The sequence below is a fragment of the Citrobacter sp. wls710 genome (assembly GCF_005281115.1).
Lineage (GTDB): Bacteria > Pseudomonadota > Gammaproteobacteria > Enterobacterales > Enterobacteriaceae > Citrobacter > Citrobacter werkmanii.
Window position 1 is genome coordinate 118,360 of sequence record NZ_SZXD01000032.1, and the last position, 20,402, is coordinate 138,761.

Consider the following 20,402-nt stretch of genomic DNA (forward strand, 5'->3'; position numbering starts at 1 on the left):
TCGTTTATTTGATATGGCAAAATAGCAGGACTATTGAAACAGGGAGTAAAGCTCGTGTTGGATAAACTGCGTTCACGCTTAGTACATTTTGGTCCTTCTCTGATGAGTGTACCGGTTAAACTGACGCCCTTTGCGCTGAAGCGCCAGGTCCTGGAGCAGGTTCTGAGCTGGCAGTTTAGCCAGGCGCTGGCTGATGGAGAGCTGGAGTTTCTCGAAGGCCGCTGGCTAAGCATCCATGTACGTGACATTGGTCTCAAATGGTATACCTCTGTTGAGAACGATAAACTTATCGTCAGCCAAAATGCCGATGCGGATGTGAGTTTTAGCGCTGACGCCAGTGACTTACTGATGATTGCGGCACGTAAGCAGGATCCGGATACGCTTTTCTTCCAGCGTCGCCTGGTAATTGAAGGTGATACAGAATTAGGGCTGTATGTAAAAAATCTGATGGACGCCATCGAGCTGGATCAGATGCCTAAAGCGCTGCGCGTCATGCTGATGCAGTTGGCGGACTTTGTTGAGGCGGGAATGAAAACAACGCCAGACACCAAACAGACCTCGGTAGGTGAGCCATGCTGATTCGAGTTGAGATTCCCATTGATGCCCCTGGTATTGATGCGTTGCTGCGTCGTTCATTTGAGAGCGATGCGGAAGCGAAATTAGTGCACGACCTGCGTGAAGATGGTTTCTTAACGCTGGGTCTGGTTGCGACCGATGACGAAGGTCAGGTAGTGGGTTACGTCGCGTTTAGTCCTGTCGATGTTCAGGGCGAAGATCTGCAATGGGTCGGCATGGCGCCGCTCGCGGTGGATGAAAACTACCGGGGGCAGGGGCTGGCGCGTCAGCTGGTCTATGAAGGACTCGATTCCCTGAACGAGTTTGGCTACGCCGCAGTGGTTACGCTGGGCGATCCGGCACTGTACAGCCGCTTTGGCTTTGAGCTGGCAGCGCATCATGACCTGCGTTGCCGCTGGCCGGGCACCGAAAGCGCGTTCCAGGTTCATCGCCTGGCGGACGATGCGCTGGAGGGCGTGACGGGCCTGGTGGAATACCACGATCACTTCAATCGTTTTTAACATCCGGGGCTTGCAGGCTGCTCAGTAGAGCCTCAAGCCCTTCGCCTTCTACAAGGCGCTCTTTCTGACGCTTTGTGAGCTGTTTGACGCGATACTCGATGCGCAGAGCCAGCGAACGGTCGCCGACCTGCGCCGCAAATGCCAGGGAGAGTTCCCCCTTTCCACGCAGCGCCTTCGCGCCTTTCCCGCTCTGATGTTGCTTATATCGGCGCTCCACATCGGTGGTTATTCCGGTGTATAAGGCGTTGTCCGCGGTACGGATCAGGTACAGATACCAGGGTGTCATTGTCACCATCGACGTGATAATTTTCAGGCCTACAGTATAAAAGAGAACAGAAATGGAAACACTGACTGCGGTGACCCGCTGGCTGGCGAAGCAGCATGTCGTGACCTGGTGTGTACATCATGAGGGTGAATTGTGGTGCGCGAATGCGTTTTACCTGTTTGATGCTCAGAAGATGGCATTCTATGTGCTGACCGAAGAGAAAACGCGCCATGCTCAGATGTCCGGCCCGCGCGCGCCCGTTGCCGGCACGGTAAACGGCCAGCCCAAAACGGTCGCCCTGATTCGTGGGGTACAGTTTAAAGGGGAAATCCGCCGTCTTGAGGGAGAGGAGAGCGACGTTGCGCGTAAAGCGTATAATCGCCGCTTCCCCGTGGCCAGAATGTTGCCTGCACCCGTGTGGGAGATTCGGCTGGATGAAATCAAATTCACCGATAACACGCTGGGCTTTGGCAAAAAGATGCTCTGGCTACGTGATTCACGCCCCGAGAATACGTAATGCCTCACGGTTAAACGCCGGAAGATCGTCCGGTGTTCGGCTGGTTATCAGCTGATCGTTATCATTCACCATTTCCTGATCGTAAAATTCGGCGCCCGCATTTTTTACATCAATGATGATAGGTTTCACGGCGGTAAGTTTACGGCCACGAATGACATCCGCGCTGATCAGCAACTGTGGGCCATGGCAAATAGCAAACACCGGCTTGCCGCTGTTAACAAAATCCCGGGTAAAGGTCACGAAACGATCGTCCCCGCGCAGGTAGTCCGGCGAGTGACCGCCTGGCAGTAGCAGGGCGTCAAAATCGGCAGGGCGCACATCCTCGATCGCTTTATCGATGGTGACGCTGGCTTCACCTTTTTTCCCCTTCACCGTTTTTCCTGCCTGTTTTTCAATGGTGATGACTTCATGCCCGGCCTGGCGGAATTCTGCTGCTGGTGATGTAAATTCTGAATCTTCAAACTCATCAGTGATTAAAACGGCAATCTTCTTGCTCATGTTTCCTCCGTTGAGTTGGTTGCGAATAAGGCAGAATTTCCATGTTGACGGATAATTACCTCACGGACTATTAAGTCTGGTCGCTAAGGCTGAGAGTGCAAGACGGACAATTCTGTAAAGGAGCGAGGATGAGTCAGGTGTTAATAACAGGCGCAACGGGGCTGGTAGGCGGAAATTTGCTGCGTATGTTGCTTAATGAACCCCGGGTCAACGCCATTACGGCGCCGACGCGTCGACCGCTGGCTGATACGGTTGGCGTTTATAATCCCCATGATCCGCAGCTAACCGATGCTCTGGCACAAGTCACCGATCCGGTCGATATCGTTTTTTGTTGTCTGGGAACCACCCGACGTGAAGCCGGCTCGAAAGAGGCGTTTATCCACGCTGACTATACGCTGGTGGTGGACACCGCCCTGACGGGACGTCGGTTAGGCGCTCAGCATATGCTGGTGGTGAGTTCGATGGGCGCGAATGCGAATTCACCGTTTTTTTATAACCGGGTGAAAGGGGAAATGGAGCAGGCGTTAATCGCGCAGAAATGGCCGCGCCTGACGATTGTCCGACCTTCGATGCTACTGGGAGAACGGGATAAGCAGCGGACGAATGAGAAGTTTTTAGCGCCGTTGTTCAGGCTGCTGCCGGGTAACTGGAAGTCGATTGACGCGCGGGATGTTGCACGGGCAATGTTGGCAGAAGCGCTGGCGCCAGGAGATGAGGGCGTTACCATCCTGACCTCTTCCGAGCTACGCGAAAGGGCAAAATAAAATGCCGGGTGGCGCTGACGCTTATCCGACCTACAAACGATGACGTCCTGTAGGCCGGATAAGACGCTAATGCGTCGCTATCCGGCATCGGTATTACTTAATAAACGTAAAGGCCGTAGTGACGCGTTTCACGCCGCTTACCCGGCTGGCGATATCTGCCGCCGCCTTCGCTTCACGTTCAGTAACCAGACCCAGCAGGAACACTTCCCCGTTCTCGGTGGTGACTTTCACGTTAGAGGATTTCACCTGATCGCTGGTCAGCAACTGGGAACGTACTTTGGTGGTGATCCAGGTATCGTTGGACGCATCGCCCAGACCGATTGGCTGACCCTGACGGATCTCATTAAAGACCTCAGTGGTACCTTCTACGCCCATTGCAATCTGTTTTGCCCGCGCAGACAGTTCGCTATTCGGTGACTGACCGACCAGCAGAACCTTGCCCTGATAGGCGCTAACGTTGATACGCGCTTCTTTCTTGATCTGGGCATCTTTCGACAACGCCGTATTGACGCGTAATTCCAGGGTTCCGTCATCTACCTGAGTGCCGACACTACGCGGATCCGTCGCGGCTTTAGTCCCGACGGCTGCGGTTCCGACCACGGCGGCAGCTACACAGCCTTGCAGCAGCAGTGCAGCGATAATCACAGCAAGCGGCGAAAATGCCTTCATGTGTACTCCTTAATCATCCTGGTGAGGAAAAAGCGTGTTATCGATGAGATCGCAAAGGCAGTTGACCGTCAGCATATGCATTTCCTGAACGCGGGCACTGTGGTGTGAGGGAATGCGGATTTCAACATCCTGCGGCCCCAGCAATCCGGCCAGCTCCCCTCCGTCATACCCGGTCAGCGCGACGATTGTCATGTCGCGTGTCACGGCGGCTTCAACAGCTTTTACGATATCGCGGCTATTACCACGCGTAGAGATTGCCAGCAGAACATCACCTGCATGTCCCAGCGCACGGACTTGTTTTGCATAAACTTCGTCGTGCAGGCGATCGTTGGCAATCGCAGTTAAGACCACATTATCAGTATTTAGTGCAATAGCAGGTAAACTTGGTCGTTCCGTTTCAAAACGATTGATCATGCTGGCAGCAAAATGCTGTGCGTTGGCAGCGGACGTCCCATTACCACAACAGAGAATTTTGTTGCCATTGAGCAGGGACTGAACCAGCGTCATGGCTGCACGGGAGATCGCATCCGGGAGCGCTTCAGCCGCAGCTATCTGAGTTTGAATGCTTTCTGTAAAGCAGACTTTAATTCTATCTAACACGCTAATCCTTAAGAACCAGGCTCTGAATCTTCAACTATGAGCGGTCGTTGAACGCGTCTTTAAACCACTCAACATCATTTCCGGTGAAGGCTAACACATCGAACCGGCAATCCACAGTATCAAAACTCCCATTGTGGCGCGCAAGCCACAAGCGGGCGGTCTGTAATAATTTGTGTTGTTTGCTCCGGGTCACACTCGCCGCCGCGCCGCCAAACTGGGCTGAACGCCGATAGCGAACTTCAACAAATACGGTGGTGTTGCCTTCACGCATTATCAGGTCGATTTCGCCGCCACGTTCGCGCACGTTGGCGGCGATGAAATGCAGTCCCTTGCTGTGCAGCCAGTCACGCGCAACAGCTTCCCACGCGTCACCGGTCTGTTTACTCGTTAACTGGCGGGGACGACCTGTCCTTGCTGGTATTTGAGCCATGATAACTTCCTGTTAATCACACAATCCTGATTTGCGGTTAATGCGCCAGTGTTGCCGTTAATTTCGAAGCCCTGCACCTGACGCATTTGCGAGAAGTGGTTGGCAAGCGACCAGGCATCGACACCCATTGCGTACATACGCGCCAGCGAGTAGTCGTTACGCACCGCGCCAAGCGCCTGCTGCATGAGAGGCGTGTTAGCGCCTGCCAGCATTGGGATTTCGCTGTACTGCAAGCCTTCCATTTCCAGACGGAAGTCCGGGCCAGCGGTTCCCTGAGCGCTACGGGAGCTGGCATACAGCGATGCTCCGCTCTGGCTGCCGTTACGCATAGCGATCATCGGTTTTATAAAGGCGATTTCTTCCGGCGTCGCCAGAATATACACGGCGTCAACACGACCACTGCCGCCGGTGATTTGTGCATCTGTAGGCGCTGCCGGAATCGTCAGACCGCCAATCGTCACGCCAGGCTGCGCAGGTACAGAAGAGGCTACCGGGCTGCCCGTCAGGGAAATGCCAGAGCCGCCGTTGACACCCATTTTCAGCTCAGCCGTGGAGCCGAACTTCTGCTGCAGCACTACGCCGCCGCCCAGTTTTTGCCATTCCTGTGCAAAAGCATTAGCCACGCGATCGCCTAACGAACTGCGTGGGAGCAACAGCAGCGGCGTTTGTTTGCCTTGATCACGGATGTGGCGTGCGGCATCGCGCGCTTCATCTTCTGGCGACAGGGCAAAGTAGCAGACGTTCGGCAGGTTTTTCACCGCCTCCGGCTGGTTAAGCGCCAGGACGTTCAATGGCGTGTTGCTTTTCATCAGCTCTTCAACATTATTCTTCAACAGCGGGCCAACCACGATGCTGGCGCCATCCTGCTGTACCTGGGTCAGGATCTGATTCAGCGGCTGCGACGAGGTGTCGTAGATTTTCAGCTCAGCGGACGGATTTGCCGGCGCGCTGGCGGTTGTTGGTTGTGCAGGCGCGGTAGGCTGTGGGGCTGTCGTTTCTGGCTGTGCAGGCTCCTCATTGGTCAGATCGCTTACTGATGCCTGAGAAGGGCTGGCAACACCGTCTGTCGTTTGCGGTTGTTCCGTAGTCGCAGCAGCAGAGGCATCCGCAGCAGGCGCGGCGGCAACAGGAGCTGCTACCGGTTGAGTGCCCATGTTTTTCGCGGCTTCAAAGCCTTGCTGAATAGTACGACCAAATACAGCGGCCTGACCGTTCAGCGGCAGCAGCAGGGCAATTTTGCTGGTGGAAGCTGGCTTAAAGCTCTGCACGTTAACCAACTGCGTTGGCAGCAGTTTTGCCCCCGGGTTTTGTGGGTAACGTTTTTGCCAGTCGGCAATACCGGCTTTCATCATGTCCGGGTCGTTACGGTTATCGAACCAGACGCGCTGGAGGTCCAGCCAGCCTTGCAGTACGTTTTCATCAGCATTGATGACCAGCGTCTGAGCTTGTTCCTGGGTCATGGACGACAGCGCTTGCCAGGTTGCATCTATGTTTTTCTGCTTAGCGTTCGCGGCCAGCAGTGGTTCCTGTGCGATCAGGGCGCGCAGCAGAGTCAGCGACGGGCGGCCCTGATTGGCGTCGATTTGCGCCTGCCAGTAACGCGCCTGCTGGTTTTGGTCGAAATCGGCGGGCGTGAGTTTATCCAGCAGGGCCTGTGCTCCCGCGACATCTTTCTGCGCGAGCTTGATCTCGACGGCCAGCAGTGACTGCTCACGACGCTGGGCATCGTTTAGCTTCTGCGGTAACTGGTTGAACAATTCGATAGCCTGCTGGCTCTTGCCTTCTTTCAGCAGTGCACGAATGGCGAGTAATTGCCAGTTGGTCTTGCTATCATCTGAGCTTTGCTGCATCTGTTGCAGATAAAAGCCGGAATCAGCCTGCGCAGTGCCCTGCATATGGGCTGCACTCTGGTCTGGCGCCTGGGTGCCACAGCCTGCGAAAATCAATGCTGCCAGAATGACTGGTAGCGCGCGCGCGGCTTTCAAACGAGAAAATGTTGAGGGTACCATACTGTATCCAGTGATATTTTTTTACGCAATGCTCAATATTAAATCGGCAATACGGACGACACAATGAAACAACACGAATCGGCGGATAATTCTCAAGGCCAACTCTTTATTGTACCTACTCCTATCGGAAATTTGGCTGATATTACCCAACGAGCGCTCGAAGTTTTACAAGCCGTTGATTTAATTGCCGCTGAAGACACCCGACATACCGGATTATTGTTACAACACTTCGCGATTAACGCCCGTTTGTTTGCCTTACACGATCACAATGAGCAACAAAAAGCCGAGACGCTGGTGGCAAAGCTTAAAGAGGGGCAAAACATCGCGTTGGTTTCCGATGCCGGAACGCCGCTGATTAACGACCCAGGCTACCACCTGGTGCGCACCTGTCGCGAAGCAGGCATCCGCGTGGTACCGCTGCCTGGCCCGTGCGCGGCGATTGCCGCGCTGAGTGCTGCTGGTCTGCCATCTGACCGCTTTTGTTACGAAGGCTTCCTGCCTGCGAAATCAAAAGGCCGCCGCGATGCGATGAAAGCCATTGAAGCAGAACCGCGTACGCTTATTTTTTATGAATCCACCCACCGTTTACTGGATAGCCTGGAAGATATGGTCGCCGTCTGGGGAGAATCCCGTTATGTGGTGCTGGCACGCGAACTGACCAAAACCTGGGAAACCATTCACGGCGCGCCGGTCGGCGAACTGCTGGCGTGGGTCAAGGAAGATGAAAACCGTCGTAAGGGCGAAATGGTGCTGATTGTCGAAGGGCATAAAGCGCAAGAAGATGACCTCCCGGCTGATGCGCTGCGTACGCTGGCGTTGTTACAAAAAGAGCTGCCGCTGAAGAAAGCGGCGGCGCTGGCAGCGGAAATTCACGGCGTGAAAAAGAATGCGCTGTATAAATACGCGCTGGACCAGCAGGGGGAGTAAGAGTGAGCACCTACCAACCACCTTTCGTCGTCACTCCAATGATCCTTAATCAAGTCATTGAAATTGGTGAGTTGATGGGGCATTGGGCCGCGATGGCTGGTAGGGCATCTCCTCTTTTGCGCAAAGAGAATCGTATTCGCACCATTCAGGCCTCTTTAGCGATTGAGGATAATTCATTGACTACGGAACAAGTCACTGCACTGATGGAAGGAAAACGTATTCTGGCTCCTGCTAAAGACATACAGGAAGTGAGAAATGCGATTCTGGCCTATGAAAAGATGTCGGAATGGAAAAGTGATCAATTATCCGACCTTTTACAAGCACATCGGGTCCTTATGCTCGGTCTGGTCGATAATCCAGGCCAGTTACGCACCGGCAATGTTGGTGTTTACAGGGAAAAGCAGCTTATTCACATGGCTCCTCCGGCCTCACAAGTTTTACGTTTGATGAATGATTTACTGGGCTGGTTAAAAACGACAGAGCTCCACCCGCTGATTGCTGGCGCTGTTTTCCATTATGAATTTGAATTTATTCATCCTTTTGCCGACGGTAATGGACGGATGGGGCGGCTGTGGCAGACATTAATCCTCCGTGAGTGGCGATCGGAACTGGCGTGGTTACCCGTAGAGACACTGATCCACTACCAACAGGACCGCTATTACCAGGTGTTAGGGCAGTGCGATCGGCAAAGTAGCTGCACGCCCTTTATAGAGTTTATCCTGGAAAACATCATCTCTGCTTTGCAGGAGGGATTGGGAAAACCATCAACCCTGTCGGAAGAAATGTCGGAAGAAATGTCGGAAGAAATGTCGCCTGATTTACTGGATATTGAAAAACGCATTCTACAAATCTTGTCGAACCAGCCGGGCAGATCTGCCAAAAGTATCGCTGAAGAGTGTGCAATCTCAGCCCGCACCGTAGAGCGGTATCTGAAAGCGTTGCAGCTAAAAGGCAAACTGCAACGCGTTGGCGCGACAAAAGGGGGGATGTGGCGGGTAGTTTAAACGACCAGCAGTTCGACGCCTGTTTTGGTCAGCGCTGTTTTATCTTGTTTGCTGATACTGTCGTCGGTTATTACGCAGTTAATCTTCTCCATCGGCAGCACCTGATTAAAACCTCGTCGGTTAAACTTCGTCGCATCCAATACGGCAATGACCTTATGTGCCGCAGCTGCCATTACGCTGCTAATCGAATAGCCCTCGTTGAATGTCGTAATACCATTTGTAGCATCAATTCCGTCAGCGCCCACAAACATCAGATCAGCGCTAATCCCTTGCAGAGAGCGTTCAGCGATAGTGCCATGCATCGAATGCGTTTTGTGGCGCACTGTTCCACCACAGACAACCAGCGTAATGTCTTTGTTTTCCGATAACGTAAACGCAGCGGGCAGACTGTTAGTAATAACGGTGATATTACTTTTTCGGTTTAGCGCCTCAGCGATCAGTAAGGTAGTGCTTCCGCTATCCAGAATCACGGTCATTCCTTCCTCGACCATTGCCGTTGCAGCCTGGGCGATCCGTTTTTTAGGATCGCTGGCAAGCTGATACCGATCTTCCAATACCACTTCCTGATTGTCGCCTTCAGCCAGATGGCTTCCTGGTTTAGCCGCACCGCCGTGAAAACGAGTGACCAGACCTTTCTCTTCTAATAACCGCAGGTCGGCGCGAATGGTGACTTCAGATATACCAAAGGTATTCGAAAGGTCCATTACCAATACGCTGCCTTGCGTATTAATCAGGTCGACAATTTTATTCCTTCTCTCAAATGAGTTCATATTGATTTGCCTGATAATTTGACTATCACTAGTTTAATCGAAGGATTGCGAAAGGTGAACGCTAAATTTCGAAAGTAAATGTGAGCCAGCGCAGGTTGCTGGCTCGTGGGTTCAGGAGAGTTTGAGTAAAATTTTTCCCTGCATCGGTGCGCCATGGAGTGACTTGACGGCGCTGGCAAAGCTTTCGGCATCGCCACTGTGGGCAATTAATGGCCTCAACTGCAAGCGTTTTTCCGTTAGCAAGCGCGCAGCGGTTTCCCATTCTTCTCCAGGCCATGGGCTGGAATAATTCATCCAACTGCCAAGAATGGTTAACTCTTTACGCAATATTTGTCCAAATACACCTGCAGAAAGCGCAAGATCGTGATGCAACGTACCGACTAACGCCAGTTGAGCACGAGGCCCAGCAATCTCAATCGACAGAGCCACGGTTTGTGGGGTTCCCGCGGTTTCCAGTATGAGTTGGTCAAATTGAATATCCTCCAGACCTGTGTGGATCTCAGCCGCACTCATCTCCCGACTATTAAACACATGGGTTGCCCCCAGTTCTTTTGCTAATGCCAGCTTTTGCGGGTTGATATCAATCGCTGTAATACTTTTTGCACCGAGTTCACGAGCACATTGCATTGCCAGTAAACCGATCGTACCCGCCCCAACGATAATGACGTGTTTGCCTTCGCATCCCTGCGCCAGGTGAAATGCATGCAGGCCGACGGTAATGGGTTCGATGAATGCGCCATCATCAATCGGCATATCTGAAGGCAGGCGGAATAAGTTAGCGCGTTTTACCACTACATATTCTGCGTTGCCACCTTCGCTGCGTGAACCAACAAACTGATATTGCTTACACAATGAGAAATATCCACGCTCGCACTGAGGGCAATGGAAGCAGGGAAGTAGTGGTACGCAGGCAACAGCATCGCCGGGTTGTAAGTCGGTAACGGCTGCACCGTAGGACTCAACATAGCCGCTGAACTCATGCCCCAGCGTTATCGGATAATAGTGAGCACCATGATTAAAGATACGGGGAATGTCTGAGCCGCAAAGCCCTGAGCTAACCACCTTGACCAGTACATCTTCATCAGCCTGCAGTTGCGGAATAGGACGTTCTTCAATGCGTACGTCGCCCTCAGCGTGAATCACCACTGATTTCATAAATGTCTCCAGAAATGTGAAGGGGAGCAAATGCTCCCCAGAAATTAAGATGCGGTCTGGCTTTCTGTTATGGCTGCTGCTTTTTCAGCCGCCACGAAATTACGTGCCCGACGCCATGTCAGTAGTACACCCAACAGGTAAATCGCAGCGATGATGATGAAGCCCACAACGTTCTGCCAGGTGAAGAGTTGAATCAACAGCCAGGTGATTGGGGAACCGCCCTGATCCATCGATGCAACCATGCCACCGGCTTTCAGTGCGCCTGCATTGGCAGCAAGCTGGGTATGTAGACCAATAGTTTGCGTGGCTATCCACAAGGTGATACCCATGATGATGACGCCGGAGATCAACGTACGGAACAAGTTCCCCTGATGAACGGCTACCGCCATGGCAACAAAGAAACCAATGGTCGCGAGATCGCCGAATGGCAGTACCTGATTACCTGGTACGAGGACGGCAATCAGAATAGTCAGCGGAATAAAGATCAGGCTGGCGGAAACCACCGACGTATGGCCGAGCAGCAGCGCAGGATCCAGACCAATTAAGAATTCCTGTCCGCCAAATTTCGCCTGCAGGCGTTTACGGGCGTGTTTCGCAATGGGGGTTAAGCCATCCATAATAGGTTTAATAACGCGTGGCATCAGCAGCATAACGGCAGCCGTTTTCACCGCCAGTTGTAGAACGGCTTTGACGTCATATCCTGCCAGCATGCCGATCACTAAACCCATCACGAAACCGACGGTCACGGGTTCGCCGAAGGGGCCAAAGCGTTTCTGCACATCATCCGCGCTAAAATGAATACGATTCAGGCCGGGGATTTTTTCAATAATAGTATCAACCAGGACGGCAATTGGACCGAGGTACGCTGATGAACCGTGTGGAATGGCAATACCTTCAAGGCCAAAAAAGTCACGCGTGTCCTTTGCAAACCAGTCGCCCAGTTTGTAGACGAAGGCGGCATGAACAACCACGCCCAGAATGCCCAACCAGTATGAACCGGTCGCCAGATGTAACATCGCGCCGGTAAACGTCATATGCCAAATGTTCCAGATATCGACGTTTACTACGCGGGTCATGCGGGTGACCAGCATCAGGATATTCACCCCAATGGCGACAGGAATCGCAATTAATGCAATTTGTGAAGCCCAGGTCATTGGTGATGAACCCGGCCAGCCAACGTCGATCACATGCAGGTTGATTTGAAACTGTTCCGCCATCGCTTTTGCGGCAGGGCCGATAGAGTCAAGCATCAGGCCAATGACCAGTCCGATACCGACAAAGCCAATACCAATATGTAGGCCGGATTTAAAACAATCCCCGAGCTTCATTCCCAATAATTTGGAGAAGATGATGATCACTAACGGCAGCATAACCGTTGGACCTAAGTCGAGGATATAACGCATTATTTCGCTAAACATGGCGTTACCCCACGAGGATAGTCAGTATTTTTTGCTGCAACGCTTCGATACCCACGCCTGAGACAAAAGGCATGCCGTGAACGACCGGGATATCGCCAAACGTACGGTCAACGCGGGCTGTGGTACAAATAAGATCCGCGCCATCCATATAGGTTTCGATTTCTGTTACCCGGCACTGAACCAGGTCGAGTTGGATATTGTTGGCTTCACAGAGTTCTTTAATTTCTTCAGCTGCCATTGTTGAAGTTGCTACAGCACCGCCACAAGCCACAATTACTTTACGTTTCATAGGGTATTCCTTTTATTATCAGTATCTTTTCAAGCCTGTGCGCAGGGCTCAGACTCAAGGATTTTTTCCCGAAACAGCATTGCCAGTTCTGCATCGGGCGCATTCAACAATGCTTCAATGGTGTTCGGGTTTTGTAGCTCACTAAACAGACGACGCAGGAGCTTCAGTTGCGCCGTTGGGTTCTCAACAATCAGGGCAATAATTAAAGAGACGGCTATCTTTTCGTCATCATCCGCTTGTTGAAAGTTGACCGGTGTATCCGGGCGAATCAGATAGATTGCAGGCGATTTCGCATGAATAGCTTCACAATGCGGAATCGCGACGGCATGACGTTCCAACGCTATTCCGGTTGGAAAAGTTGCTTCACGCTCAATCAGGGCCTGCGGATAGCTTTCATACACGACCCCTTTGGCCAGCATCTCCTCTCCAATATGTGTCAGCGCATGCTGACACGAGCTAAAGTTAATTCCTGTTCGAACAAAAAGTTGGCTCATATATTCTCCAGATTTCAGGCACTTGCTGGTGCGCAACCAAAGCGATAGGCGCGCAGAACGTCCTGGATTTTGTCGATAATCAGATTATGTGGTGTGGCGGTTAACGTCCCTTCAGTCAGGCGTTCAAATTGCACGGGCATAAACTGGCTAATGAGTCCCAGTGGTAAAGCAACGTCATTAAGGTTGGTGATTAATTTCTCTACACTTTGACGAATGCGAGGATGCGGCCAGTAGTAACGAATACGGTCGGAGAGGCTGAAGTGAATATCGACCATCGCCTGGCTCCAGGTTGGACGATAGTATTTTTTCCAGTAGTCCGGTTCATTCAGCATAACTTCGTCAATTACTTCCATAACCCGGCTCCGTTGCTCTGGAGAAACCAGTTCATTTTCCATTTGCGCTAGCGCAAAAATGGCTTCACGCAGCGCGAAGGTCAGCGCTGGACCCACTTTTAAAATTGCATAGTGATCGCGTACCAGGGCGCGGTATGCCTGGCGGGTTTGATAATCTGTTGAATGCGCTTCATAGACCATTGGAGTTTCTTTAATCCAGGCTGAAAGCGCTTCTGCAGCCTGTGGCTGATAATGAATGATCTGAGTGTGATCGAATTCGACGCCGGGTTGGACAACAATAGCGATCACGCGAGTTAGCGCTTCTTCAAGTCCTAATGCTCTAAAGGCAATTTGATGGGTTTCCAGTGTACGGGCGGCATCTTCTTCGCGTGTGACATGAACGGTGCCAATGGTACTGGCTTCGCCACCGGGAACAGGAACCTCAGTACCAATCACATAAGTCAGTTGGTGTTTCTGTTCTTCGGTTGCCGTAGCTTCTGCGGCCTGGCAAAGTACGGCAGCTCGCTGAGCAACAACCATAGGGTCCAGCGGCGTGGGATCGTCAGCACAGGACATTGAAGCATCGAGGTGGATTTTGCTGAACCCTGCGGCAACGTAGGCTTTAATTAAGGCTACGGATTTCTCCATCGCTTCCGCCGCAGGTTCATTTTGCCAGCAGTTAGGGCCGAGGTGATCGCCACCCAGGATCAGCCTTTCACGTGGGAAACCAATCTCTTGTGCGATGCCATAGACAAAATCACGGAAATCGGCGGGTTTCATTCCGGTATAACCACCAAACTGATTAACCTGATTAGACGTTGCTTCGATCAGAACTTTACTATCCGTGTCGAGATCAAAACGTAATGCGGATTCAATGACCAGCGGATGTGCTGAACAAACAGAACAAATACCTAAATGTTCACCTGCTTTATGACGAGAGATTATTTCTTTCACTTCTATCTCCGATATCTTTTGTTTATCTTCATAATATTTTTGGATTTAAGGCAAAGGGTAAAAGCATCTTTCGTGATCCAGCTTTAAAAACAGTCCTTTGTCAGAATCCGTCCAATTCAAATCGATTACAGCTTTCCTTCGCAGCCGCAGTCAGCGATGACTTTACGTACAACTTCTTTCATGGCGGCTTTTGCGGGCATCATGTAATGGCGTGGGTCATTTGCATCAGCATGCGCACTCAGGTAGGTTTTGAGTGCGCCAGCAAAGGCGATTTTGAGTTCGGTAGCAACGTTGACTTTACAGATTCCTAAGGAGATCGCGCGTTTAATATCATGTGCAGGTAGGCCAGATGCGCCATGTAAAACCAGCGGAATATCAACGCACTGACGAATCTCTGTAAGCCGTTCAAAATCCAGTTTTGGTTCTGCGCTATATAGGCCATGAGCAGTGCCAATTGCGACCGCCAATGAGTCGATACCTGTTTTTTCTACGAACTCGCGAGCCTGTTCTGGGTGGGTATAAAGCGCATCTTTTCCGTCTACGATCAGATCATCTTCCTGCCCACCCAGGCGTCCCAGTTCAGCTTCCACGCTGACGTCATAGCGGTGGCAGTAATCTGTCACCTTTTTAACTAACGCAATGTTGTCGGCAAACGGCAGATGGGAACCATCAATCATGACGGAGCGAATACCTGTAGCGACTTTCGCTTCAATATCAGGGACGCTTTCATGGTGATCGAGATGGATGGCGAGCGGGTGATTCCAGTTTCTTGCCAGTTCACTGGCGATAGCAACTATGTTACCAACCCCGGCATAGCTAAAAGTGCCAGGCGTGCCGGCGACGATCAACGGAGAGCGTAGTTCGGCAGCTGTTTCCACAACAACCTGTAAGGTCTCCAGGTTGTGAATGTTAAATGCTGGTACGGCATAACCTTCTTGCTGCGCCTTCTTCAGCATTGTTTTGCTTGAGATGATAAACATACTTCCTCCGAAGTCTTTCGATTTCTTTCTTCGAAATAAAGTATAGGGTTTCGTAATGTTTTTTTGTGATTTTGATCTGATAAATGAAAGTTTCGAAAGAAAGGGGAGGGTTGCGAAAGTTATAGCGAAAAAAAAGGCATGTCAGAAGACATGCCCTTGAAGAAAATATTGCGGACAATCAGGTCACTGGCGCCGGGTTAAACACCGCCAGTTGGTTATGCAGTCCCCACTGATCCGAGAAGGTTTTCTTACGCCCGCTGGCGACGTCGAGAATAAACTCGAACAATTTCAGCCCCACGTCTTCAATGGTTTCTTCTCCGGTAGCGATGGTACCTGCGTTGATGTCCATCAGGTCAAACCAACGATTGGCCAGCTCAGTACGCGTCGCCATTTTTATCACCGGCACCGCCATCAGGCCGTACGGCGTACCGCGACCGGTGGTGAATACCTGCACGGTGATCCCGGAAGCAACCTGCTGCGTACCGCAGACAAAATCGCTGGCGGGCGTTGCGGCGTAAATCAGACCTCGTTTGGTTGGACGCTGGCCCGGCGACAATACTTCGACGATGGCGCTCTTGCCAGATTTGGCGATTGAGCCCAGCGCTTTTTCCACCACGTTTGCCAGACCGCCTTTCTTGTTGCCCGGTGAAGGGTTGGCGCTGCGGTCAGTCTTGCCCATATCCAGGTAGTTATCGTACCAGGCCATCTCTTCGAGCAGGCGCTTACCTACTTCTTCGTTAATCGCGCGCGGGGTCAGAAGGTGGATGGCATCGCGCACTTCGGTCACTTCCGAGAACATCACGGTCGCGCCGCAGCGTACTAACAGGTCGGAGGCATAACCCACCGCTGGGTTGGCCGTCACGCCGGAAAAGGCATCGCTACCGCCGCACTGCATTCCGACCACCAGTTCTGATGCCGGGCAGGTTTCACGTTGGCGTTGGTTGAGCTTTGCCAGATGGCGTTCTGCCACTTGCAAAATATCAGCAACCATCGATTGAAAGCCGACGTGCTTTTCATCCTGCAGACTGACGATGCTGGCGCTGTCGACCGGGATACTTTGGACATCATGAGTTCCTTCCAGCAGTCGCTCCGGTTGCAGTTTTTCGCAGCCGAGGCCAATAACCATCACTTCACCGCCAAAGTTGGGGTTCAGCGCAATATTATGGATGGTGCGAATCGGCACAATGGCGGCCGGAGCGTTAATCGCCACCCCGCAGCCGTACAGGTGATTAAGCCCCACCACGCCGTCAACGTTCGGGTATTTGGGGAGCAGATCGCGCTCAATGATTTTCACCACATAATCCACCACGCCCGCAACGCAGTGCACGCTGGTGGAGATGCCGAGCAGATTCTTGGTGCCGACGCTGCCGTCTGCATTGCGATAGCCTTCGAAGGTATAACCCTCAAGAGGCGGCAGCGGCTCTGGCACTTTGGTTGCCAACGGCAGCGTCTCCAGCGGCGGGGCTTTGGGTAGCTCAACCATGGATTCATCAATCCAGCTGCCGCGCGGGATATCGCGAACGGCATAGCCTATCACTTCGCCGTAACGCACTATTTCGCCGTGAACAGGAATATCGCATAGCGCCACTTTATGACCCTGGGGAATATGTTCAATGAGTTCGAGTCCGTCTGGAAAACGCGTTCCGGCTTTCAGACCATTGTCATTGACAATAATCGCCACATTATCTGTTGCGTGAACTTTAATATAAAACGCCGTTGGCGATTGTTGTCTGATTTCGATGTCGGCCATTGTCCAGTATTCTCCAGCAAGGTGGTGATAATAGTGTGGATATTTATATTTTGAATCTAATTATTAGTAATAAATATTCGGTATCGTGAAATAAGAATGTCAGGAGTTTAAAATTAAGAATGTGATCATGATCACTTAAACTCAGCAGGACCGTACCACCAAGGGGACTAATCAGTAAATGTGTGCATTAGCGCCCATGGGTGTGTGCATATGCCCAAAATATTGTTTTAATAAGGCGTGATTAGTGAGCTTCTGCACAATGATTAACGTTGCTCTGCTGATTATACTAAATCACGGTTTCATAACGTCTGATAAATTATTATGTGTTTTTATTATCGGTAATTTATCACCAGGGATAGCTAACAAATAATAATAAAAATTTTTATGTGCCCGAGGTAAATAGAATGATTCTGGATGCAATTGTCGAGCAAAAGAAAGTTACACATACCCGCTATTTAATATTACTGATAATTTTTATTGTTACTGCCGTTAACTATGCGGACCGTGCGACGCTGTCAATTGCCGGCACGGAAGTGGCGAAAGAGTTGCACCTCAGCGCCATCTCAATGGGTTATATTTTTTCCGCTTTCGGATGGGCTTATCTGTTGATGCAAATCCCCGGCGGCTGGCTGCTCGATAAGTTCGGCTCGAAGAAAGTCTATACCTGGAGCCTGTTCTTCTGGTCACTATTTACCTTCCTGCAGGGCTTTGTCGACATGTTCCCGCTGGCCTGGGCGGGTATTTCAATGTTCATCATGCGCTTTATGTTGGGCTTCTCGGAAGCGCCTTCCTTCCCGGCGAACGCCCGTATCGTGGCGGCCTGGTTCCCGACCAAAGAGCGCGGTACGGCATCCGCGATTTTTAACTCTGCACAGTATTTTTCCCTGGCGCTGTTTTCGCCGCTGCTGGGCTGGCTGACCTTCGCCTGGGGCTGGGAACACGTCTTTACAGTGATGGGAGCGATTGGTTTTGTGCTCACCGGGCTATGGGTAAAGTTTATTCATAACCCAACCGATCACCCGCGTATGTCGCAAGAAGAGCTGAAGTTTATCTCTGAAAACGGCGCGGTCGTGGATATGGACCATAAGAAGCCGGGCGATGTGAAGTCAGGTGGTCCTAAGCTGCATTATATCAAGCAGTTGCTCACCAACCGTATGATGCTTGGCGTGTTCTTCGGACAGTATTTTATTAACACAATTACCTGGTTTTTCCTTACCTGGTTCCCGATTTACCTGGTACAGGAAGAAGGTATGTCGATCCTCAAAGTTGGTCTGGTGGCGTCTATTCCGGCGCTATGTGGATTCATTGGCGGCGTACTGGGTGGGGTGTTCTCTGATTATCTGATTAAACGTGGCTCCAGCATCACCCTGGCGCGTAAGCTGCCGATTGTGCTCGGCATGCTGCTCGCATCGACCATTATTCTGTGTAACTACACCGATAACACCGCTCTGGTAGTAGCACTGATGGCGCTGGCGTTCTTCGGCAAAGGCTTCGGGGCGTTGGGCTGGCCGGTGATTTCCGATACCGCGCCGAAAGAGATTGTCGGTCTGTGTGGTGGCGTCTTTAACGTATTTGGCAACGTGGCCTCCATTGTTACTCCGTTGGTGATTGGGTATCTGGTGAGCGAGTTGCACTCATTTAATGCCGCGCTGATGTTTGTAGGGTGCTCAGCGCTGATGGCAATGGTTTGCTACCTGTTTATTGTCGGTGACATTAAACGTATGGAATTGCAGAAATAAACAAAGGTATAGGCGATGAATAACACGATTTTCCCGAATAAATTTAAAGCGGCCCTCGCGGCGCAGCAGATTCAGATTGGCTGCTGGTCTGCATTAGCCAGTCCAATCAGCACTGAAGTTTTAGGTCTGGCGGGTTTCGACTGGCTGGTGCTGGACGGCGAACATGCGCCGAACGATATCTCGACGTTTATCCCGCAATTGATGGCGCTTAAAGGTAGCGCCAGCGCGCCGGTGGTACGTGTGCCGACCAACGAGCCGGTGATCATTAAGCGTCTGCTGGATATCGGGTTTTACAACTTCCTGATCCCGTTTGTTGAGACCGAAGAAGAGGCGGTGAACGCGGTGGCGTCAACCCGCTATCCACCGGAAGGGATTCGCGGCGTGTCCGTATCCCACCGCGCCAATATGTTTGGCACGGTGCCGGACTATTTTGCGCAGTCGAATAAGAACATCACCATTATTGTGCAGATCGAAAGCCAGCAGGGCGTTGATAACGTTGATGCAATCGCGGCGACTGAAGGCGTTGACGGTATCTTCGTCGGCCCCAGCGATCTGGCCGCGGCGTTAGGCCACCTCGGCAATGCGTCCCATCCTGACGTGCAGAAAGCTATCCAGCACATTTTCGCCCGCGCGAAAGCCCACGGTAAACCAAGCGGCATTCTGGCCCCGGTAGAGGCGGATGCGCGGCGTTATCTGGAGTGGGGCGCGACGTTTGTTGCCGTCGGCAGCGACCTTGGCGTGTTCCGTTCAGCCACGCAGAAACTGGCTGATTCTTTTAAGAAATAACCACCATCGACAGTAGAGAGAGATAAAGACATGACAATGAAAGTTGGTTTTATTGGCCTCGGTATCATGGGTAAACCAATGAGTAAAAACCTCCTCAAGGCAGGTTACTCGCTGGTGGTTGCCGACCGTAACCCAGAATCTATTGCGGAAGTGATTGCCGCAGGCGCAGAAACCGCCGCCACGGCGAAAGACATTGCCGAGCAGTGTGATGTGATCATCACCATGCTGCCGAACTCTCCGCATGTGAAAGAGGTGGCGCTAGGCGAAGGCGGCATCATTGAAGGGGCGAAACCGGGGACGGTACTGATCGATATGAGTTCCATCGCACCGCTAGCCAGCCGTGAAATCAGCGAGGCGCTGAAAGCGAAAGGTGTGGATATGCTGGATGCGCCGGTCAGCGGCGGCGAGCCAAAAGCGATTGATGGCACGTTGTCGGTGATGGTCGGCGGTGATAAAGCGATTTTCGACAAGTACTATGATCTGCTGAAAGCGATGGCGGGTTCCGTGGTGCATACAGGTGAAATTGGCGCGGGTAACGTCACCAAGCTGGCGAATCAGGTGATTGTGGCGCTGAACATTGCCGCGATGTCTGAAGCGCTGACGCTGGCAACCAAAGCGGGTGTGAACCCGGATCTGGTGTATCAGGCGATCCGTGGCGGGCTGGCGGGCAGCACCGTACTGGATGCGAAAGCGCCGATGGTGATGGACCGCAACTTCAAGCCGGGCTTCCGTATCGATCTGCACATTAAAGATCTGGCCAATGCGCTGGATACCTCGCATGGTGTTGGCGCTCAGTTACCGCTGACGGCTGCAGTCATGGAGATGATGCAGGCGCTTCGCGCAGATGGTTTGGGCTCCGCCGATCACAGCGCACTCGCATGCTACTACGAAAAACTGGCGAAAGTGGAAGTCACTCGCTAACAAGAAGGGCGCGGATGCGCGCCCTGTATTTCTTGCCTTGCGCGGCACTGTCAGG

At 52.0% G+C, this 20,402-nt stretch carries 23 protein-coding genes; 9 read left to right on the top strand and 14 right to left on the bottom strand.

All coding sequences use genetic code 11. From position 1 onward, the window contains the following. Positions 1 to 54 precede the first annotated feature (54 nt). The gene (ubiT, locus tag FDX14_RS14145; RefSeq protein WP_042311251.1) at positions 55 to 579 is read left to right on the top strand and encodes a ubiquinone anaerobic biosynthesis accessory factor UbiT; all 525 of its coding nucleotides are present in this window, start codon (positions 55 to 57) and stop codon (positions 577 to 579) included. Further along, complete coding sequence (locus FDX14_RS14150; RefSeq protein ID WP_003024966.1) at positions 573 to 1,076, top strand: GNAT family N-acetyltransferase; 504 nt, start codon at positions 573 to 575, stop codon at positions 1,074 to 1,076. Before ubiT ends, FDX14_RS14150 begins: the two co-directional genes overlap by 7 nt. On the opposite strand, the gene FDX14_RS14155 is transcribed toward FDX14_RS14150, so the two are convergent. Continuing rightward, on the bottom strand, positions 1,063 to 1,371 hold the full coding sequence (locus FDX14_RS14155; protein WP_094301043.1) for a GIY-YIG nuclease family protein: 309 nt from the start codon (positions 1,369 to 1,371) through the stop codon (positions 1,063 to 1,065). The two genes, FDX14_RS14150 and FDX14_RS14155, sit on opposite strands and share 14 nt — an antisense overlap. 43 nt (positions 1,372 to 1,414) lie before the next feature. On the opposite strand from FDX14_RS14155, the gene FDX14_RS14160 reads away from it, so the two are divergent. Beyond that, positions 1,415 to 1,858: a YhbP family protein gene (locus FDX14_RS14160; protein WP_079225936.1), complete on the top strand. Its 444-nt coding sequence runs from the start codon at positions 1,415 to 1,417 to the stop codon at positions 1,856 to 1,858. Here FDX14_RS14160 and FDX14_RS14165 read toward each other — a convergent pair. Continuing rightward, positions 1,838 to 2,356 (bottom strand): type 1 glutamine amidotransferase domain-containing protein, encoded by a 519-nt coding sequence (locus tag FDX14_RS14165; RefSeq protein ID WP_038634164.1) that lies wholly within the window; start codon positions 2,354 to 2,356, stop codon positions 1,838 to 1,840. The two genes, FDX14_RS14160 and FDX14_RS14165, sit on opposite strands and share 21 nt — an antisense overlap. A 128-nt stretch (positions 2,357 to 2,484) precedes the next feature. Between FDX14_RS14165 and FDX14_RS14170 the strand changes: the two genes are divergently transcribed. Beyond that, positions 2,485 to 3,120: an NAD(P)H-binding protein gene (locus FDX14_RS14170; protein ID WP_061382511.1), complete on the top strand. Its 636-nt coding sequence runs from the start codon at positions 2,485 to 2,487 to the stop codon at positions 3,118 to 3,120. A gap of 93 nt (positions 3,121 to 3,213) precedes the next feature. On the opposite strand, the gene dolP is transcribed toward FDX14_RS14170, so the two are convergent. From dolP to FDX14_RS14190, 4 genes are read right to left on the bottom strand one after another with little or no spacing between them, the layout of a single operon-like run. After that, positions 3,214 to 3,789, bottom strand: a complete 576-nt coding sequence (dolP, locus tag FDX14_RS14175) for a division/outer membrane stress-associated lipid-binding lipoprotein (protein ID WP_003024954.1) — start codon at positions 3,787 to 3,789, stop codon at positions 3,214 to 3,216. Positions 3,790 to 3,798: 9 nt separating this feature from the next. Then, the gene (diaA, locus tag FDX14_RS14180) at positions 3,799 to 4,389 is read right to left on the bottom strand and encodes a DnaA initiator-associating protein DiaA (protein WP_003024948.1); all 591 of its coding nucleotides are present in this window, start codon (positions 4,387 to 4,389) and stop codon (positions 3,799 to 3,801) included. A 34-nt stretch (positions 4,390 to 4,423) separates the two neighbouring features. Then, positions 4,424 to 4,819, bottom strand: a complete 396-nt coding sequence (locus FDX14_RS14185; protein WP_038634160.1) for a YraN family protein — start codon at positions 4,817 to 4,819, stop codon at positions 4,424 to 4,426. After that, positions 4,777 to 6,828: a penicillin-binding protein activator gene (locus FDX14_RS14190; protein WP_061382509.1), complete on the bottom strand. Its 2,052-nt coding sequence runs from the start codon at positions 6,826 to 6,828 to the stop codon at positions 4,777 to 4,779. Before FDX14_RS14190 ends, FDX14_RS14185 begins: the two co-directional genes overlap by 43 nt. A gap of 63 nt (positions 6,829 to 6,891) precedes the next feature. On the opposite strand from FDX14_RS14190, the gene rsmI reads away from it, so the two are divergent. Together rsmI and FDX14_RS14200 are read left to right on the top strand one after the other, a co-directional pair. Further along, positions 6,892 to 7,755 (top strand): 16S rRNA (cytidine(1402)-2'-O)-methyltransferase, encoded by an 864-nt coding sequence (rsmI, locus tag FDX14_RS14195; protein ID WP_038634156.1) that lies wholly within the window; start codon positions 6,892 to 6,894, stop codon positions 7,753 to 7,755. Between the two features lie 2 nt (positions 7,756 to 7,757). Then, a complete protein-coding gene (locus FDX14_RS14200; protein WP_137349704.1) occupies positions 7,758 to 8,759 on the top strand; it encodes a Fic family protein in 1,002 nt (333 codons plus the stop codon). Here the strand turns inward: FDX14_RS14200 and FDX14_RS14205 are convergent. From FDX14_RS14205 to garD, 8 genes are all read right to left on the bottom strand, one after another. Then, positions 8,756 to 9,529, bottom strand: coding sequence for a DeoR/GlpR family DNA-binding transcription regulator (locus tag FDX14_RS14205; RefSeq protein WP_061382507.1), 774 nt, complete (start codon positions 9,527 to 9,529; stop codon positions 8,756 to 8,758). The two genes, FDX14_RS14200 and FDX14_RS14205, sit on opposite strands and share 4 nt — an antisense overlap. A gap of 111 nt (positions 9,530 to 9,640) precedes the next feature. Further along, the gene (gene gatD, locus FDX14_RS14210) at positions 9,641 to 10,684 is read right to left on the bottom strand and encodes a galactitol-1-phosphate 5-dehydrogenase (RefSeq protein WP_061382506.1); all 1,044 of its coding nucleotides are present in this window, start codon (positions 10,682 to 10,684) and stop codon (positions 9,641 to 9,643) included. Between the two features lie 44 nt (positions 10,685 to 10,728). Beyond that, positions 10,729 to 12,102, bottom strand: a complete 1,374-nt coding sequence (locus FDX14_RS14215; protein WP_003828618.1) for a galactitol-specific PTS transporter subunit IIC — start codon at positions 12,100 to 12,102, stop codon at positions 10,729 to 10,731. A gap of 4 nt (positions 12,103 to 12,106) precedes the next feature. After that, entirely contained in the window at positions 12,107 to 12,391 is a 285-nt protein-coding gene (gene gatB / locus FDX14_RS14220; protein ID WP_003828616.1) for a PTS galactitol transporter subunit IIB, read from the bottom strand. A 29-nt stretch (positions 12,392 to 12,420) separates the two neighbouring features. Beyond that, positions 12,421 to 12,885: a PTS galactitol transporter subunit IIA gene (gatA, locus tag FDX14_RS14225; RefSeq protein ID WP_137349705.1), complete on the bottom strand. Its 465-nt coding sequence runs from the start codon at positions 12,883 to 12,885 to the stop codon at positions 12,421 to 12,423. Between the two features lie 14 nt (positions 12,886 to 12,899). Continuing rightward, positions 12,900 to 14,171: a tagatose-bisphosphate aldolase subunit GatZ gene (gene gatZ, locus FDX14_RS14230; protein ID WP_087051137.1), complete on the bottom strand. Its 1,272-nt coding sequence runs from the start codon at positions 14,169 to 14,171 to the stop codon at positions 12,900 to 12,902. Between the two features lie 125 nt (positions 14,172 to 14,296). Further along, positions 14,297 to 15,151, bottom strand: a complete 855-nt coding sequence (locus FDX14_RS14235) for a tagatose bisphosphate family class II aldolase (protein WP_061382503.1) — start codon at positions 15,149 to 15,151, stop codon at positions 14,297 to 14,299. 178 nt (positions 15,152 to 15,329) lie between these two features. Continuing rightward, the gene (garD, locus tag FDX14_RS14240; protein WP_137349706.1) at positions 15,330 to 16,901 is read right to left on the bottom strand and encodes a galactarate dehydratase; all 1,572 of its coding nucleotides are present in this window, start codon (positions 16,899 to 16,901) and stop codon (positions 15,330 to 15,332) included. 404 nt (positions 16,902 to 17,305) lie between these two features. Between garD and FDX14_RS14250 the strand changes: the two genes are divergently transcribed. Genes FDX14_RS14250 through garR form a run of 3 tightly spaced genes read left to right on the top strand, consistent with a single transcriptional unit; the run spans position 17,306 to position 20,347 of the window. Beyond that, on the top strand, positions 17,306 to 18,640 hold the full coding sequence (locus tag FDX14_RS14250; RefSeq protein WP_137349707.1) for an MFS transporter: 1,335 nt from the start codon (positions 17,306 to 17,308) through the stop codon (positions 18,638 to 18,640). A 15-nt stretch (positions 18,641 to 18,655) separates the two neighbouring features. Continuing rightward, a complete protein-coding gene (gene garL, locus FDX14_RS14255) occupies positions 18,656 to 19,426 on the top strand; it encodes a 2-dehydro-3-deoxyglucarate aldolase (RefSeq protein ID WP_038634122.1) in 771 nt (256 codons plus the stop codon). Between the two features lie 30 nt (positions 19,427 to 19,456). Further along, positions 19,457 to 20,347 (top strand): 2-hydroxy-3-oxopropionate reductase, encoded by an 891-nt coding sequence (garR, locus tag FDX14_RS14260; RefSeq protein ID WP_042311198.1) that lies wholly within the window; start codon positions 19,457 to 19,459, stop codon positions 20,345 to 20,347. Positions 20,348 to 20,402 lie beyond the last annotated feature (55 nt).

Bases quoted from the DNA above. Each gene is read 5' to 3' on its own strand.
- FDX14_RS14150 (WP_003024966.1), top strand. From the start codon at position 573: ATGCTGATTCGAGTTGAGATTCCCATTGATGCCCCTGGTATTGATGCG.
- FDX14_RS14155 (WP_094301043.1), bottom strand. From the start codon at position 1,371: ATGGTGACAATGACACCCTGGTATCTGTACCTGATCCGTACCGCGGAC.
- FDX14_RS14160 (WP_079225936.1), top strand. From the start codon at position 1,415: ATGGAAACACTGACTGCGGTGACCCGCTGGCTGGCGAAGCAGCATGTC.
- FDX14_RS14165 (WP_038634164.1), bottom strand. From the start codon at position 2,356: ATGAGCAAGAAGATTGCCGTTTTAATCACTGATGAGTTTGAAGATTCA.
- FDX14_RS14170 (WP_061382511.1), top strand. From the start codon at position 2,485: ATGAGTCAGGTGTTAATAACAGGCGCAACGGGGCTGGTAGGCGGAAAT.
- dolP (WP_003024954.1), bottom strand. From the start codon at position 3,789: ATGAAGGCATTTTCGCCGCTTGCTGTGATTATCGCTGCACTGCTGCTG.
- FDX14_RS14185 (WP_038634160.1), bottom strand. From the start codon at position 4,819: ATGGCTCAAATACCAGCAAGGACAGGTCGTCCCCGCCAGTTAACGAGT.
- FDX14_RS14190 (WP_061382509.1), bottom strand. From the start codon at position 6,828: ATGGTACCCTCAACATTTTCTCGTTTGAAAGCCGCGCGCGCGCTACCA.
- rsmI (WP_038634156.1), top strand. From the start codon at position 6,892: ATGAAACAACACGAATCGGCGGATAATTCTCAAGGCCAACTCTTTATT.
- FDX14_RS14205 (WP_061382507.1), bottom strand. From the start codon at position 9,529: ATGAACTCATTTGAGAGAAGGAATAAAATTGTCGACCTGATTAATACG.
- gatD (WP_061382506.1), bottom strand. From the start codon at position 10,684: ATGAAATCAGTGGTGATTCACGCTGAGGGCGACGTACGCATTGAAGAA.
- FDX14_RS14215 (WP_003828618.1), bottom strand. From the start codon at position 12,102: ATGTTTAGCGAAATAATGCGTTATATCCTCGACTTAGGTCCAACGGTT.
- gatB (WP_003828616.1), bottom strand. From the start codon at position 12,391: ATGAAACGTAAAGTAATTGTGGCTTGTGGCGGTGCTGTAGCAACTTCA.
- gatA (WP_137349705.1), bottom strand. From the start codon at position 12,885: ATGAGCCAACTTTTTGTTCGAACAGGAATTAACTTTAGCTCGTGTCAG.
- FDX14_RS14235 (WP_061382503.1), bottom strand. From the start codon at position 15,151: ATGTTTATCATCTCAAGCAAAACAATGCTGAAGAAGGCGCAGCAAGAA.
- garD (WP_137349706.1), bottom strand. From the start codon at position 16,901: ATGGCCGACATCGAAATCAGACAACAATCGCCAACGGCGTTTTATATT.
- FDX14_RS14250 (WP_137349707.1), top strand. From the start codon at position 17,306: ATGATTCTGGATGCAATTGTCGAGCAAAAGAAAGTTACACATACCCGC.
- garL (WP_038634122.1), top strand. From the start codon at position 18,656: ATGAATAACACGATTTTCCCGAATAAATTTAAAGCGGCCCTCGCGGCG.
- garR (WP_042311198.1), top strand. From the start codon at position 19,457: ATGACAATGAAAGTTGGTTTTATTGGCCTCGGTATCATGGGTAAACCA.